Origin of the sequence: Lutimaribacter pacificus (assembly GCF_900142185.1) — a bacterium.
GTDB classification, from domain to species: domain Bacteria; phylum Pseudomonadota; class Alphaproteobacteria; order Rhodobacterales; family Rhodobacteraceae; genus Lutimaribacter; species Lutimaribacter pacificus.
Genome location: NZ_FQZZ01000002.1, coordinates 152,477 through 166,718 on the forward strand (window position 1 = coordinate 152,477; position 14,242 = coordinate 166,718).

General features: G+C 67.7%; 12 protein-coding genes and 1 other RNA gene. 10 read left to right on the forward strand and 3 right to left on the reverse strand.

The window, feature by feature from the left end; genetic code table 11:
* Positions 1-121: 121 nt before the first annotated feature.
* Both F3H87_RS06770 and ffs read left to right on the forward strand, forming a co-directional pair.
* Complete coding sequence (locus tag F3H87_RS06770) at positions 122-1,990, forward strand: bifunctional 2',3'-cyclic-nucleotide 2'-phosphodiesterase/3'-nucleotidase (protein ID WP_149787829.1); 1,869 nt, start codon at positions 122-124, stop codon at positions 1,988-1,990.
* 48 nt (positions 1,991-2,038) lie between these two features.
* Positions 2,039-2,135: signal recognition particle sRNA small type (gene ffs, locus F3H87_RS06775), an RNA gene on the forward strand.
* A 44-nt stretch (positions 2,136-2,179) separates the two neighbouring features.
* On the opposite strand, the gene F3H87_RS06780 is transcribed toward ffs, so the two are convergent.
* Together F3H87_RS06780 and F3H87_RS06785 are read right to left on the reverse strand one after the other, a co-directional pair.
* Complete coding sequence (locus F3H87_RS06780; protein ID WP_149787830.1) at positions 2,180-3,229, reverse strand: zinc-dependent alcohol dehydrogenase family protein; 1,050 nt, start codon at positions 3,227-3,229, stop codon at positions 2,180-2,182.
* Positions 3,230-3,295: 66 nt separating this feature from the next.
* Positions 3,296-4,300, reverse strand: a complete 1,005-nt coding sequence (locus F3H87_RS06785; RefSeq protein WP_149787831.1) for a zinc ABC transporter substrate-binding protein — start codon at positions 4,298-4,300, stop codon at positions 3,296-3,298.
* 116 nt (positions 4,301-4,416) lie between these two features.
* Here F3H87_RS06785 and F3H87_RS06790 point away from each other — a divergent pair, with 116 nt between their 5' ends.
* From F3H87_RS06790 to F3H87_RS06825, 8 genes are all read left to right on the forward strand, one after another.
* A complete protein-coding gene (locus tag F3H87_RS06790; protein WP_149787832.1) occupies positions 4,417-4,896 on the forward strand; it encodes a Fur family transcriptional regulator in 480 nt (159 codons plus the stop codon).
* A complete protein-coding gene (locus tag F3H87_RS06795) occupies positions 4,893-5,645 on the forward strand; it encodes an ATP-binding cassette domain-containing protein (RefSeq protein ID WP_149787833.1) in 753 nt (250 codons plus the stop codon). Before F3H87_RS06790 ends, F3H87_RS06795 begins: the two co-directional genes overlap by 4 nt.
* Positions 5,642-6,442, forward strand: a complete 801-nt coding sequence (locus F3H87_RS06800) for a metal ABC transporter permease (protein ID WP_149787834.1) — start codon at positions 5,642-5,644, stop codon at positions 6,440-6,442. Before F3H87_RS06795 ends, F3H87_RS06800 begins: the two co-directional genes overlap by 4 nt.
* Positions 6,443-6,568: 126 nt before the next feature.
* The gene (locus F3H87_RS06805) at positions 6,569-8,659 is read left to right on the forward strand and encodes a 3-hydroxyacyl-CoA dehydrogenase NAD-binding domain-containing protein (protein ID WP_149787835.1); all 2,091 of its coding nucleotides are present in this window, start codon (positions 6,569-6,571) and stop codon (positions 8,657-8,659) included.
* Between the two features lie 10 nt (positions 8,660-8,669).
* Positions 8,670-9,857, forward strand: a complete 1,188-nt coding sequence (locus tag F3H87_RS06810) for an acyl-CoA dehydrogenase family protein (protein WP_149787836.1) — start codon at positions 8,670-8,672, stop codon at positions 9,855-9,857.
* 3 nt (positions 9,858-9,860) lie between these two features.
* Positions 9,861-10,931: an acyl-CoA dehydrogenase family protein gene (locus F3H87_RS06815; RefSeq protein WP_149787837.1), complete on the forward strand. Its 1,071-nt coding sequence runs from the start codon at positions 9,861-9,863 to the stop codon at positions 10,929-10,931.
* A 120-nt stretch (positions 10,932-11,051) separates the two neighbouring features.
* Positions 11,052-11,807: a class I SAM-dependent methyltransferase gene (locus F3H87_RS06820; RefSeq protein WP_149787838.1), complete on the forward strand. Its 756-nt coding sequence runs from the start codon at positions 11,052-11,054 to the stop codon at positions 11,805-11,807.
* Positions 11,808-11,848: 41 nt separating this feature from the next.
* Positions 11,849-12,499, forward strand: coding sequence for an RluA family pseudouridine synthase (locus F3H87_RS06825; protein WP_149787839.1), 651 nt, complete (start codon positions 11,849-11,851; stop codon positions 12,497-12,499).
* A 200-nt stretch (positions 12,500-12,699) separates the two neighbouring features.
* Here F3H87_RS06825 and F3H87_RS06830 read toward each other — a convergent pair whose 3' ends face one another.
* Positions 12,700-14,139 (reverse strand): aldehyde dehydrogenase family protein, encoded by a 1,440-nt coding sequence (locus F3H87_RS06830; RefSeq protein WP_149787840.1) that lies wholly within the window; start codon positions 14,137-14,139, stop codon positions 12,700-12,702.
* Positions 14,140-14,242: the final 103 nt, after the last annotated feature.

The following is a 14,242-nucleotide window of genomic DNA, read 5'->3' on the forward strand; positions in this document are numbered from 1 at the left end:
CCGTCGCGTCCCGATCTTGCAGGGGGCGGGAAAGCGATCTACCAATGGTTGTAAATGGCTGCGAAAGCGCCGCCCTGTTCCGGGGCTGGCCGCTGCGTGGCGGGGGAAAGCATCGGGCGGGATGTCGGACGATCTGGAAAAGCCGGGCGGCGCGGCGGCACGTGTGGCGTTGCGGGTGCTGCAGACAAGCGATCTGCACGGGCACCTGATGGCCTATGATTACGCGGGCGACCGGCCGCAGCCGGGCGTGGGGCTGGTGCGCACGGCGGCGCTGATCGCGGCGGCGCGGGAAGAGGCCGCCAACAGCCTGCTGGTGGATTGCGGCGATTTCCTGTTCGGCGACATGCTGGCCGACGACTGGGTGGCCGCCCCCGCGCCGCGCGACCCCAATCCGGTGATCCGGGCGATGAACGCGCTGGATTACGCGGCGGTGGCGCTGGGCAATCATGAATTCAATTTCGGGCTTGGCCCGCTGTCCGAGGCGCTGTCGCAGGCGCGGTTTCCGGTGCTGTGCAGCAACCTGTCGCCGGTGCGGGGCGGCGTGCCTCTTGCCGCGCGGTCGGGGCTGATGCTGCATCGGCGGGTCACCGACGATACCGGGCGGGTGCATGAGCTTAGGATCGGGCTGCTGTCGGTGCTGCCGCCGCAGGTGATGCAATGGGACGCGGCGCACCTGTCGGGGCGGGTGCAGGTGCGCGGCATGGTCGGGGCGGCGCGGGCCGGGGCGGCAGGGCTGCGCGCGGCCGGGGCCGATCTGGTGATCGTGCTGAACCATTCCGGCCTTGGCGATGGCAGCGACGATCCGGGGGCCGAGAATGCCGGGCTGGCGCTGGCGCGGCTCGACGATATCGACGCGGTGCTGTGCGCGCATAAGCACCGGCTGTTTCCCGGCCCGTATTACCGGGGGCGCGCCGGGGTGGATGCGCGGGCGGGGACGCTCTGGGGCAAGCCGGCGGCAATGCCGGGCTGCTGGGGCAGCCATCTTGCGGTGATCGACCTTGACCTTGTGCGGGGGGCGGGTGGCTGGCGCGTGGCGGGTCACCGGACCGTGCTGCGCCCGATCGCGGAACGGGTGAAGGGGGCACAGGTGCCGCAGGTGGCGGACGCGCCCGCGCTGGTGCGGCTGGCCACGCCCGCCCACCGCGCCACGCTGGACCGGATGCGGCGCGAGGTCGGCCGGGTCGAGACCGGCGTGACGACGCATTTTTCGCAGGTGGCGCCCTGCCGCGTGACCGCGCTGGTGGCGGCCGCGCAGTTGTGGCGCGCGCGCGACCTGCTGGCCGGGCGGGCGCATCCGCCGATCCTGAGCGCGGCCGCGCCGTTCCGCTGCGGCGGCACGGGCGGGCCGGGGAACTATACCGGGCTGCCTGCCGGGCCGGTGCGGGTCAAGGACATCGCCGCGATCTATCCGTTTCCCAACACCCTGCGCGTGGTGGCGGTGAGCGGGGCGCAGATCCTCGACTGGCTGGAGCAGGCGGCGGCGCAGTTTCACCGGCTGGAGCCGCGCCGCCCTAGACAGCCGTTGCTGCGCGACGATTTCCCAAGCTACGATTTCGACGTGCTGCACGGGCTGCGTTATGCGATCGACCCGGGCCGCCCGGCGCGGTTCGATCCGGCGGGCCGCCTGCTGGACCCGCGCGCGGCGCGCGTGACCGGGGTTTCGTGGAACGGTGCGCCGCTCGATCCCGGCATGGAGTTCTGGGTGCTGACCAACAGCTATCGTGCCGGGGGCGGGGGCGGTTTCGCGGCGCTGTCCGGTGCCGGGACCGTGCTGGAGGTGGACGAGGCGATCCCCGGCATCCTGACGGATTACTTGCGCGCGGGGCATACCGTGCCGGCGGGCGCGGCGGCGGTCTGGCGCTTTGCCGCCTTGCCGGGGGTCGAGGCCTTGCTGCGCACCGCGCCGGGCGCGGTGCCGCCCAAGGGCATCGACCTGCGCCCCGCGGGCATGGGCGAGGACGGGTTCGCGCGGTTCGTGCTGCGGTTCTGAGCGCGGGCCGGGTTGCGAATCCGCTTTGCCCGCCCTATATCGGGCGGTGAGAGGTTGGCGCGGGCAGGCGCCTCGCCAACCCGGTCAGGTCCGGAAGGAAGCAGCCGTAACGAGCCCCGCTTGGGTCGTTGTCCAGCCTCTCACCGTATTTTCCCAGTATTTACCTCGTATGGCGGGCCTTGAGCCCGCCTAACGCGTGAAATCGGTGATCACGGTCACGCCCGCGCCCTGAAAGCCATCCATCGCGCGCAGTGCCGTTTCGGCCTGACCCAGCGCGATGCGGCCCGTCACCAGCCGCGAGATATCCAGCCGCCCGCCCGCGATCATCCCGAACAGCGCATCGAAGCGCCGCGCCGCCATGCCGCGCGAGCCCGCGATGCTGATCTGGCGGGAATAGACCAGCTCCAGCAGCGGCAGGCTGACGGTTTCGTGCGGGCCCAGCGGCATACCGATCTGGACGTGGCGGCCCAGCTTGCGCAGCGAGCGGACCGAGTTTTCGAAGGTGGCGGTCACGCCCAGCGCCTCGACCGAGACATGCGCGCCGCCATCGGTTGCGTCGCGCACCGCCGCGCCCACATCGCCGATGCCCGACACGTTCAGCACCGCGGTTGCGCCAAGCTGGCGGGCCATGTCCAGCGCGTCGTCCTTGACATCGACCGCCAGCACCCGCGCCCCCAGCGCCGCGCCCACCATCACCGCCGACAGCCCCACGCCGCCGCAGCCATGCACCGCCAGCCACTCGCCGGGGCGCAGGTCGCCCCGGTCGGCCACCGCGCGAAAGGCGGTGGTCACGCGGCAGCCCATGCCGGCGGCCTCGTCAAAACCCATGGTTTCGGGCAGGTGCACGAGGTTGAAATCGGCGCGCGGCACGGCCAGCCGTTCGGCGAAGGCGCCCCAGCCGGTAAAGCCGATCACCTGCTGGTGGTTGCAGGTGGTGGGATCGCCGGTACGGCAGTCGGGGCAATGCCCGCAGGCCAGGATGAAGGGGGCGGTCACCCGGTCGCCGGTGCGAAAGCCGCGCACGTCGCGGCCGACCTCCTGGACGATGCCGGCGAATTCGTGGCCCATCACATGCGGCAGCACCACGTCCGGGTCGGCGCCCTTCCATGCATGGTGGTCCGAGCGACAGACGCCGCAAGCCATGACCTGCACCACCACCCCGTCAGGCGGGCAGGCGGGATCGGCCACGGTTTCCAGCGAAAGCGCGCTGTCATACCGCTCCATCACCAGTGCTTTCATGGCCTGCCCTCCCTGCGTCGTTCGGAGGCAGGGAAGCGCAGACTGCCCGTCATGGCAAGCGGATTGTCAGCCGTTCCCGCCCAGGCATTCGGCAAAGGCCGTGCCCATCGCGCGCAGGGTCCGGGGATAGAGACCGGCGCCCGGATCGGCGGCGGCGGTGCCCAGCGGGTCGAGCGTGGCGGTGGACAGCCCGTCGGTGCCCAGCGCGGCGATGATGCCGGGATCGAATTGCGGTTCGGTGAAGATGCAGGTGACGTTCAGCTCGCCGATCTTGTCGCGCAGTTCGGCGATCCGCCCGGCGCTGGGCGCGGTGGCGTCCGACAGGCTGATCGAACCGGCGGCGGCCAGCCCGAAGCGGTTTTCGAAATATTGATAGGCATCGTGGAACACGATGAAACCGGCGGAGGTTTCGGGCAGGGTGGCGGCGATCTCGGATTCGAGGGTGGCAAGCTGTGCCTTTCCGGCATCGGCATTGGCGCGATAGGTGGCGGCGTTGTCGGGGTCGAGTTCCGCCAGCTCGGCGGCGATCGCATCCAGCCAAGCCGCACCGTTGCGCGGGTCGAGCCAGGCGTGGCTGTCCTGCGATCCGTGGTCGTGGTCATCATGCCCGTCTTCGGCGTGGTCGTGCCCGGCATGATCGTCGTCATGATCGTGATCGTCGTGATCGTCATGTGCATGATCGTCGTGCCCGTCGTCGTCATGGGCATGGTCGTGGCGTTCGAATGTCGCGCCGTCACGTTTTTCCAGCAAGGTGGTGCCCGGCGCGTCCAGCAGGTGCAGGACATGTGCCTGCCCGGCCAGCGTTTCCACCGGCTGCATCAGCCAGGGCGTCAGCCCTTCGCCCACCATCACCACAAGGTCGGCCTGATCCAGCGCGCGCGCCTCGGACGGGCGCAGGGAATAGCCGTGCGGCGAGGCGCCGGGCCGCACCAGCAGAGCGGGTTCGCCAAGCTCGCCCATCACCTGAGCGACAAGCGAATGCACCGGCGCGATGTCGGTGGCGACGCGGGGCACCTCGGCCAGCGCGGCGGTGGTGGTCAGCAAGAGGGCGGTCAGGGCTGGGCGGAGCATGGGCAAACCTCGGTTCTGTGGAATACGCGGGATCAGATACATGTGATACTATAACATCGCAAGCGAAATGTTATAATATTGCGTTTCGCCGTCGCCTGCCTTACTCTCGCTCCGCCATGACCAACACCGCCTTTCATGCCCACGATCACAACGCCTGCATCGCCGATGCCCTGTCGGCGGCCGATGCCTATTGCGCCGCGAACAAGCTGCAATTCACCCCGGTGCGCCGCCGCGTGCTGGAGATCCTTCTGGAAAAGCACCGTGCGCTGGGGGCCTATGACATCCTGTCGGACCTGGATGCCGAGGGGTTCGGATCGCAGCCGCCTGTCGTCTATCGCGCGCTCGATTTCCTTGTGAGTCACGGGTTCGTCCACAAGATCGAGCAGCTGAACGCCTATACCGCCTGCACCCATCCCGGTGCGGATCATGTGCCGGCCTTCCTGATCTGCCGTGAATGCGGCGCCGTGGAAGAGGCCACCGCGCAGCCGATGCAGGGCGCGCTGGGCCGCGCCGCGCGCGAGGCGGGCTTTACCATCGAACGCGCGGTGATCGAGGCGCAGGGCCTGTGCCCGAAATGCCGCGAGGTCGCGGCATGAGCCTGATCGCGGCGGAAGACCTGGGTGTCCGGCTGGGCGGGCACGAGGTGCTGTCGCATGTCGATTTCGCCATCGAAAGGGGTGAGATCGTGACCGTGGTCGGGCCCAACGGGTCGGGCAAATCCACCTTCCTGCGGGCGCTGATCGGCGCGCAGCCGCTAAGCTCGGGGCGGATCACCCGCGCGCCGGGGCTGCGCATCGGATACGTGCCGCAAAAGCTGCATATCGACCCCACGCTGCCGATGACGGTGGCGCGATTCCTGTCGCTGCCGAAACGCCGCCCGCAGGCGGATGTGGCGCGTGCGCTGGAGCGCGTGGCGGTGCCGCACCTTGAGGGCCGGCAGATGGTCGACCTGTCGGGCGGGCAGTTCCAGCGCGTTCTGCTGGCGCGTGCGCTGCTGGAGGCGCCCGACCTGCTGATCCTGGACGAGGCGACGCAGGGGCTGGACCAGCCGGGCTCGGCCGCGTTCTATCGCCTGATCGAAGAGTTGCGGCAGGATCTGGGCTGCGCGGTGGTGATGGTCAGCCACGAATTGCACGTGGTGATGGCGGCCAGCGACAGGGTGATCTGCCTGAACGGGCATGTCTGCTGCCAGGGCACGCCCGAGATCGTGGCCAGCGCGCCGGAATACCGCGCGCTGTTCGGCACCGGCACGCAGGGCGCGCTGGCGCTGTATCGTCACGATCACAACCACAGCCACGATGCCGATTGCGACCACGCCCACCACCGCCACGAGGAAGAGGCATGAGCCTGCTGGACGATTTCCTGATCCGGGCCGCGCTGGCCGGGGTCGGCGTGGCGCTGGCCGCCGCGCCGATGGGCTGTTTCGTGGTCTGGCGGCGGATGGCCTATTTCGGCGATGCCACCGCGCATGCCGCGATACTGGGCGTGGCGATGGCGCTGGCGCTGGACATTCCGGTGTTCGGCGGTGCGGTCGCGGTGGCGCTGGCGATGGCACTGACCGTCAGCACGCTGAGCGGGCGGGGTTATTCGATGGATACGCTGCTGGGCGTGCTGGCGCATTCGGCGCTGGCCTTCGGGCTGGTGGCGGTGTCGTTCCTGACCGATGTGCGGATCGACCTGATGGCCTATCTGTTCGGCGACATCCTGGCGGTCGGCCGGGCCGACCTGGGCGTGATCTGGGCCGGTGCGGCGCTGGTCGTGGGGCTGTTGACCTGGCGCTGGCAGGCGCTGCTGACCGCGACGCTGAACCCCGACCTGGCCTATGCCGGCGGGCTTGATCCGCGGCGCGAGCAGCTGATCCTGACGCTGGCGCTGGCACTGGTCGTCGCGGTGGCGATCAAGGTGGTGGGCGTTCTGCTGATCGCGGCGATGCTGCTGATTCCGGCGGCGGTCGCGCGCCCCTTTGCGCGCACGCCCGAACAGATGGCGATGGCGGCGGCGGCGGTGGCCGTGGTATCGGTGCTGGGCGGGCTGTGGGTTTCGCTGGATCTCGACACACCCGCCGGGCCGAGCATCGTTTGCGTGGCGGCGGTGCTGTTCCTGCTGTCGTCGCTGTTCCGCAGCGTTCGGCAGGGTGCATGACGTCACGTTTTTCGCAATGCGAAACGATTTTCCGCCAGTTGACGCGCCACATCCCCCGCTTTAGGTTTTTGCCCTGAACGAGGGCCGCAAAAGCGGCCCGGGCTGAAACGATCACGGGGGGAGCGCATGGCCGATATCCATCAGGTCAACGATCTTGTTTCCATTGAACGTCAGGGCGATATCGCCCTTGTCTGCATCGACAACCCGCCGGTGAACGCCACCGGCCAGCAGGTGCGCGAGGGCTTGCAGCAAGCAATCGAGCGGCTGAACGCCGAAGGCACCGCCGGGGTCATCGCGATCCATGCCGCCGGGCGCACCTTTGTCGCCGGCGCCGATATCCGCGAGTTCGGCAAGCCGCCGCAACCGCCCGCGCTGCCCGATGTGTTCAACGTGATCGAGGACAGCGAAATCCCTGTAATAGCGGTCATGCATGGCACGGCGCTGGGCGGCGGGTTCGAACTGGGCCTTGCGACCCATGCCCGCGTGGGCATCGAGGGGCTGCGCGTGGGTCTGCCCGAGATCAATCTCGGGCTTCTGCCCGGTGCCGGTGGCACGCAGCGCGTGCCGCGCCTTGCGGGTATCCCGATGGCGCTGGACATGGCGCTGTCGGGGCGGATGGTCGGCGCGAAAGAGGCGCTGGAAAAGGGCCTGATCGACCGGCTGGAAACCGGCGATCCGCGCGAGGTGGCGCTGAAGGCCGCGCAGGACGTGCTGAACGGCACGCTGGCCACGCGCCGCACCTGCGATCTGGACACCCCGAAGGACGATGCCGCGCTGGACGACACCGCCGCGATGCTGAAGAAAAAGCAGGCGCACCTGTTCTCGCCCCACAAGATCGTCGAGGCGGTCCGCGCCTCATACCTGCCGCGCGCCGAGGGGCTGAAGGTCGAGCGGCAGGCGTTCATAGACAGCATGGACACGCCGCAGCGCGCGGGCATGATCCACGCGTTTTTCGGCGAGCGCGCGGTATCGAACATCCCCGAGGCCAAGGGCGACACCCGCCCGCTGGACAGGGTCGGCGTGATCGGCGGCGGCACGATGGGCTCGGGTATCGCAACCTCGTGCCTGCTGGCCGGTATCCCGGTGACGCTGGTCGAGGTGGCGCAGGACGGGCTGGACCGGGGTGTGGCCACCATCACCAAGAATATCGACGGCGCGGTAAGCCGTGGCAAGCTGCCCGCCGACAAGCGTGACGCTGTGCTGGGGATGCTGAGCCCTTCGCTGGAGATGGAGGCGCTGGCCGATGTCGACCTGGTGATCGAGGCGGTGTTCGAACAGATGGACGTGAAGAAGGAGATCTTCACCAAACTGGACGCGATCTGCAGGGACGGGGCCATTCTGGCCTCGAACACCTCGTACCTGGATGTGAACGAGATCGCCGCCTGCACCGCCCGCCCACAGGACGTGCTGGGGCTGCATTTCTTTTCGCCTGCCCATGTGATGCGGCTGCTGGAAATCGTCCAGGGCGAAAAGACCGCCGCCGACGTTCTGGCCACCGGCTTTGCGCTGGCGAAAAAGCTGAAGAAGGTCGGCGTGCTGGCGCAGGTCTGCGACGGGTTCATCGGCAACCGCATCCTTGCGCATTACGGCAAGACCGCCAGCTATCTTGTGCTGGACGGCGCCAGCCCGCAACAGGTGGACGACGCGCTGGAAGGGTTCGGTTTCGCGATGGGCCCGCACAAGGTGGGCGACCTGGCGGGGCTGGATATCGGCTGGATGACGCGCAAGCGCAAGGCCGCCACCCGCGACCCGGACGAGCGTTACGCCGGCGACGTGGCCGACCGTATCTGCGAAAACGGCTGGTTCGGGCGCAAGACCGGCAAGGGCTATTACCTGTATGATAGCGGCGCCCCGGTGCCGAACCCCGAGGTGGCAAAGATCATCGACGATGTGCGCAGCGACAAGGGCATTAGCCCGCGCGATTTCACCGATCAGGAGATCGTCGACCGCTACATGACCGCGATGATTTCCGAGGCCGCCCGCGTGGTCGGCGACGGCACCGCCAAGCGGCCGGTGGATGTCGATATGGTGTTCCTGTTCGGCTACGGGTTCCCGCGGTTCCGTGGCGGGCCGCTGCATTATGCCGACACGATCGGGGCCGGCGAACTGGTCGCCCGGATCGAAACCTATGCCAAGGAAGACCCCCATTACTGGCAGGTGCCGCCCATCCTGAAGAAGATGGCACAGGATGGCGGCAAATTCGCCGATCTGAACTGAGGAGCCGATCATGGACCTGAGCTTTACCAAGGAAGAACTGGCCTTCCGCGACGAGGTGCGCAGCTATCTGGCCGACAACCTGCCGGAGCGGATTTCCGACGCAGTGCGCCGTGGCGGTGAGCTGACCAAGGAGATGATGGAGGAATGGCACGCCATCCTTCAGCGCAAGGGGTGGCTGGCGACGATCTGGCCCAAGGAATATGGCGGGCCGGGCTGGACGCCGGTGCAAAAGCACATCTTCGAGGAAGAATGCTGCCGCGCCTATGCGCCGCGCATCGTGCCCTTCGGGCTGAGCATGCTGGGCCCGGTGCTGATCAGGTTCGGGACCGAGGAACAGAAGGCCGAAATCCTGCCGCGTATCCTGGACGGCACCGACTGGTGGTGCCAGGGCTATTCCGAGCCGGGGGCGGGCAGCGACCTTGCCAGCCTGAAAACCCGTGCCGTGCGCGATGGCGACGAATGGGTGATCAACGGGCAGAAAACCTGGACCACGCTGGGCCAGCACGCCAACAAGATCTTTTGCCTGTGCCGCACCGACCCGGACGCCAAGCAGCAGGAAGGTATCTCTTTCATCCTTGTCGATCTGGACACGCCCGGCATCGAAATGCGCCCGATCAAGCTGATCGAGGGTGGGCACGAGGTGAACGAGGTATTCTTTACCGATGTGCGCGTGCCCTATGGCAACCTTGTGGGCGAGGAAAACAAGGGCTGGACCATCGCGAAATACCTGCTGACGCATGAGCGCACGGGGATTGCCGGTGTCGGTTTCTCGATGCAGAGCCTCGAAGAGGTCAAGGCGCTGGCCCGCAAGGTCAAACGCGGCGGCAAGCGCCTGATCGACGACCCGCTGTTCGCCGCGCGCATCGCGCAGGCCGAGGTGGACCTTGAGGCGATGAAGATCACCAACCTGCGGATGCTGTTCCGCGCGCAGGAAATGGGCGCGCCGGGGCCGGAAACCTCGATCCTGAAGATCAAGGGCACGGTGATCCACCAGGAGCTGAAGGACCTGGCCCGCCGGGCGCTGGGGCCGGTGGCCGCGCCCTTCCCCGGCTACCTTGCCGAGGGCAACATCATGTTCGGCCCCGACGGGACGGAACACAACGCCGCGCGCTATTTCAACAATCGCAAGACCTCGATCTTCGGGGGGTCGAACGAGATTCAGCGCAATATCCTGAGCAAGGCCGCATTGGAGCTGTAAGAGATGGATTTCAACCTGACGGAAGACCGGCGGATGCTGTCGGACAGCCTGAACCGGTATCTTGGCGACAAGTACCCGGTCGAGCATCGCAACAGGGTGGCCTATGACCTGCCGTGCCACGACCCCGAGAAATGGGACGAGATCGCGGAACTGGGCGCGCTGTTCGCGCTGGCGCCCGAAGAGGCCGGAGGCTTTGGCGGCGGCGGCTTCGATATCTCGGTGGTGTTCGAGGCGCTGGGCCGCGCGCTTTGCCCCGAGCCGGTGCTGGGCGCGGCGATGGCCGCGCGCATCCTGACGAAACTGGGGACGGACCAGGAGGCGCTGCTGTCGGGTGCCACGAAATACGCCGTCGCGCTGGCCGAGGTCGACGCGCCTTACGACCTGTCCGAAATGGCCTGCACCGCCAGCGCGTCGGGCGATGGGCACGCCCTGTCGGGCCGCAAGACCAGTGTCTATGGCGGGCAGGTGGCCGATGTCTTTATCGTCGCGGCGATGCTGGACGGCGCGCCCGCGCTGTTCGCGGTGCAGGCCGGCGATGCCGAAGTGGTCGGCTATCCGATGATGGATGGCGGCGGCGCGGCAGAGCTGTTGCTGGACGGCACGCCGGGCAAGCTGCTGGCCGCGGATGCCGGCGCGATCGTTCAGGATGCGATCAACGCGGGGATCGTCGCGCTGTGTGCCGAGGCGGTGGGCGCGATGGACGTGACCCACGCCACCACGGTCGATTACCTGAAACAGCGCAAGCAGTTCGGCGTTCCGATCGGCAAGTTCCAGGTGCTGCAACACCGCGCGGTCGACATGCTGACCGAGATCGAGCAGGCGCGTTCGATCACCATCAAGGCAGCGGCGGAACTGGATGGCCCGGACGCGGCGCGCTTTGCCTCGATGGCGAAGAACATGATCGGCCGCGCCGCGCGGCTGGTGGCCGAAGAGGCGATCCAGATGCATGGCGGTATCGCGATGACATGGGAATACCCGGTCTCGCATTACGCCAAGCGGCTGGTGATGCTGGACGCGCAACTGGGCGATACCGATTATCACCTGAGCCGGATCATGGCCGATCTGGCGGCGTAAGGCCGGGCGAACGTGACCCCTGAAACCGCGCCGCAGCCCGGCGCGGTTTTTTCGTGGCCGATTGACGGACCGGCCCCGGCCCAATATGCGCTTTGCCAAACCGGAGCCCGGGGCCGCATCATGGACGACCTTTCCCTGCTGATCGACCTGCACCGCGACGGCGCCCGCCAGGGGCCGGGCAGCGACGAGTCCACGCGGCTGGCCGTTACCCTGTCGGGGCTGCGCGGCAGGGCGGGGTTGCGCATCGCCGATATCGGCTGCGGCACCGGGGCGGCGACCCGTGTTCTGGCGCGGGAGCTGGATGCCCATGTCACGGCGGTCGATGTCCTGCCCGCGTTTCTGGACGTGCTGGCGCAACGGTTGGACAAGGCCGGGCTGGCCGGCCGGATCGAACCGCTGGCGGTGTCGATGGAGGCGCTGCCCTTCGACGAGCAGGGTTTCGATGCGATCTGGTCCGAGGGCGCGATCTATAACATCGGGTTCGAGGCGGGCGTGCAGGCATGGCGGCGGTTCCTGAAACCGGGCGGCATACTGGCGGTGTCGGAACTGACATGGCTGACCGCCGAGCGGCCCGCGGAACTGACCGACCACTGGATGCGCGAATACCCGCAGGTTGCCACGGCGGCGGAAAAGATGGCGCAGCTGGAACGCAACGGGTTTTCGCCCATCGGGTATTTCCCGCTGGGGCGCGACTGCTGGCTGGACAATTACTATCGCCCGATGCAGGCGCGGTTCGACGATTTCCTTGCGCGCAACGGCCAGTCCGACGCGGCAAGGGCCATCGTCGCGGCCGAGCAGGGCGAAATCGGCCTTTACGAACGCAACGCCGATTTCGTCAGCTATGGCTATTACATCGCCCGCCGGGTGGGTGGCTGAGCGCATGGACGCCCGGCGCGCATGGCGCTAAACACGCGCGCATGAGCGACGCCTACAGCCCCCCCGACACGCCGCTGGACGTGCTGCACGAGGATATGGAGATCCTCGTGGTGAACAAGCCCGCGGGCCTGTTGTCGGTGCCGGGCAAGGGCGAGCACCTGTCCGATTGCCTGCTGTCGCGCGTGCAGGTGGCGTTTCCGCAGGCGCTGCTGGTGCACCGGCTGGATCGCGATACCTCGGGCGTGATGGTGTTCGCGCTGACGCCCCATGCGCAGCGGCACCTTGGGCTGCAATTCGAAAAGCGGCAGGTAAAGAAAACCTATGTCGCCCGCGTGGCCGGGCGGCTGGAGCCGCGCAAGGGCACGGTCGACCTGCCGCTGATCGTGGACTGGCCGAACCGGCCCCGGCAGATGGTCTGCCACGAGACCGGAAAGCCCGCCGTGACCGACTGGCGCGTGACCCGCTATGGCGAGGGCGAAACGCGGGTGCGGCTGATGCCGAGGACCGGGCGCAGCCACCAGTTGCGGGTGCATATGCTGGCGCTGGGCCACCCGATCCTGGGCGATCCGTTCTATGCTACGGGCGCGGCGCGCGACGATCACCCGCGCCTGATGCTGCATTCCGAGGAACTGCGCCTGCGCCACCCCGATGGCGGCAAGGGCATGGCGTTCCGGGCCGGGGCGCCGTTCTGAAAGGAAGATGGCGAAATGCCCGGAACAGCCGCGCAGCGGCCCGGGCATCGCACGGCCGCGGCCCTGTGATGCCCTCTGTCGCGCTCAGTTTGGAGTGCTGGCTGGCTGGATGGCGCTACGCTGTCCCGAAACGAAACCTGTCCGCCCCAACGGCGAGGGTCACGAAAAAGGGGCGCCGAAGCGCCCCTTTCGAACCCTGATCAGGCGGCGTCCCAGCCCGAGACGGCCTTGACCTCAAGGAAATCCTCGATGCCCCAGACCCCGCCTTCGCGGCCGTTGCCCGACTGTTTCATGCCGCCGAAGGGCGCACCGGCGCCGCGCGAATTGCCGTTCATTTCCACCATGCCCGAGCGCAGTTGCAGCGCCAGCCGGTTGGCCCGCGATCCGTCCTGCGTCTGGACATAGTTGGTCAGCCCGTAAACCGTGTCATTGGCGATCTGCACCGCCTCTTCCTCGGTCTCGAAGGGGATGATCGACAGCACCGGGCCAAAAATTTCCTCGCGCGCGATGGTCATGTCGTTGGTGACATCGGCAAAGACCGTGGGCCGCACGAAGAATCCCTTGTTGAACCCTTCGGGGCGACCGGGGCCGCCGGCGACAAGGCGCGCGCCTTCCTCGATGCCCTTTTCGATCAGGCCCTGGATCTTGTTCCACTGGGCCTCGTTCACCACCGGGCCGATATGCCGGCCCTCTTCGCTGGCGGGGCCGACCGTGACGCTGTTCGCGACCTCGGCCGCGGTTTCCACGGCCTTGTCGTAAACACCCTTCTGCACAAGCATCCGGCTGGGGGCGTTACAGCTTTGGCCGGTGTTGTTCATCATGTGCAGCACGCCGCGCTTGACCGCCTTGTCGTCGGCATCGGCAAAGACGATGTTGGCGCCCTTGCCACCCAGTTCCAGGTGCACGCGTTTCAGCGTGTCGGCCGCGTTCTTGGAGATCGCGATGCCGGCGCGGGTCGAGCCGGTAAAGCTGACCATATCCACGTCCTTGTGGCCGGAAAGCTGGCTGCCGACCCCGGCACCGTCGCCGTTCACCAGGTTGAACACGCCCTTGGGGAAACCGGCCTCGTGCATCATCTCGGCGAAAAGCAGCGCGTCGAGCGGGCTTTCCTCGGACGGTTTCAGGACCATCGTGCAGCCGGCGATGGCGGCGGCGATCACCTTGAGCGTGATCTGGTTCATCGGCCAGTTCCACGGCGTGATCAGCGCGCAGACGCCCACCGCCTCGCGCACGATGCGGTCGTTGGGGGCGTGATCGCCCAGCGGCCGGATGAATTCGAACCCTTCGGCGGCCTTCAGGAAGTTCTTGATATGGCTGTAACCCGCGCCCCATTGCTGGGTCCGGGCCATGTCGATCGGCGCGCCCATTTCAAGGCTGATGGCCTGTGCCATGTCCTCGGCGCGGGCCTTGTAGATTTCGGCCAGCTTCCCGATCAGAGCGAGACGCTCGGCGACGGGTGTCGCCATCCAGCCGGGAAGCGCCGCCCTGGCCGCCGCAACGGCGGCATCGGTATCGGCCTTACCGCCCAGCGAGATGACGGCGCAGGGCTCTTCGGTGGTGGGGTTGATGACGTGATGGTCGCGGCCCTCTTTCGGGTCGACCCATTCACCGTTAATGTAGAACTGGCGTTTTTCGATCATGTCGGAACCTCCGCAAATCAGGGGATCGCCGCCCATCGGACCGGCGATTTGGCAACACTCTGTCACCGTCGCGCGGGCAGGACAAGCCGCGTGACAGTGATTT

Excerpts from the sequence above, each read along its gene's own strand:
- F3H87_RS06800 (WP_149787834.1), top strand. The coding sequence starts at position 5,642 with ATGAGCCTGCTGGACGATTTCCTGATCCGGGCCGCGCTGGCCGGGGTC.
- F3H87_RS06810 (WP_149787836.1), top strand. The coding sequence starts at position 8,670 with ATGGACCTGAGCTTTACCAAGGAAGAACTGGCCTTCCGCGACGAGGTG.
- F3H87_RS06795 (WP_149787833.1), top strand. The coding sequence starts at position 4,893 with ATGAGCCTGATCGCGGCGGAAGACCTGGGTGTCCGGCTGGGCGGGCAC.
- F3H87_RS06780 (WP_149787830.1), bottom strand. The coding sequence starts at position 3,229 with ATGAAAGCACTGGTGATGGAGCGGTATGACAGCGCGCTTTCGCTGGAA.
- F3H87_RS06785 (WP_149787831.1), bottom strand. The coding sequence starts at position 4,300 with ATGCTCCGCCCAGCCCTGACCGCCCTCTTGCTGACCACCACCGCCGCG.
- F3H87_RS06820 (WP_149787838.1), top strand. The coding sequence starts at position 11,052 with ATGGACGACCTTTCCCTGCTGATCGACCTGCACCGCGACGGCGCCCGC.
- F3H87_RS06805 (WP_149787835.1), top strand. The coding sequence starts at position 6,569 with ATGGCCGATATCCATCAGGTCAACGATCTTGTTTCCATTGAACGTCAG.
- F3H87_RS06815 (WP_149787837.1), top strand. The coding sequence starts at position 9,861 with ATGGATTTCAACCTGACGGAAGACCGGCGGATGCTGTCGGACAGCCTG.
- F3H87_RS06825 (WP_149787839.1), top strand. The coding sequence starts at position 11,849 with ATGAGCGACGCCTACAGCCCCCCCGACACGCCGCTGGACGTGCTGCAC.
- F3H87_RS06790 (WP_149787832.1), top strand. The coding sequence starts at position 4,417 with ATGACCAACACCGCCTTTCATGCCCACGATCACAACGCCTGCATCGCC.
- F3H87_RS06770 (WP_149787829.1), top strand. The coding sequence starts at position 122 with ATGTCGGACGATCTGGAAAAGCCGGGCGGCGCGGCGGCACGTGTGGCG.
- F3H87_RS06830 (WP_149787840.1), bottom strand. The coding sequence starts at position 14,139 with ATGATCGAAAAACGCCAGTTCTACATTAACGGTGAATGGGTCGACCCG.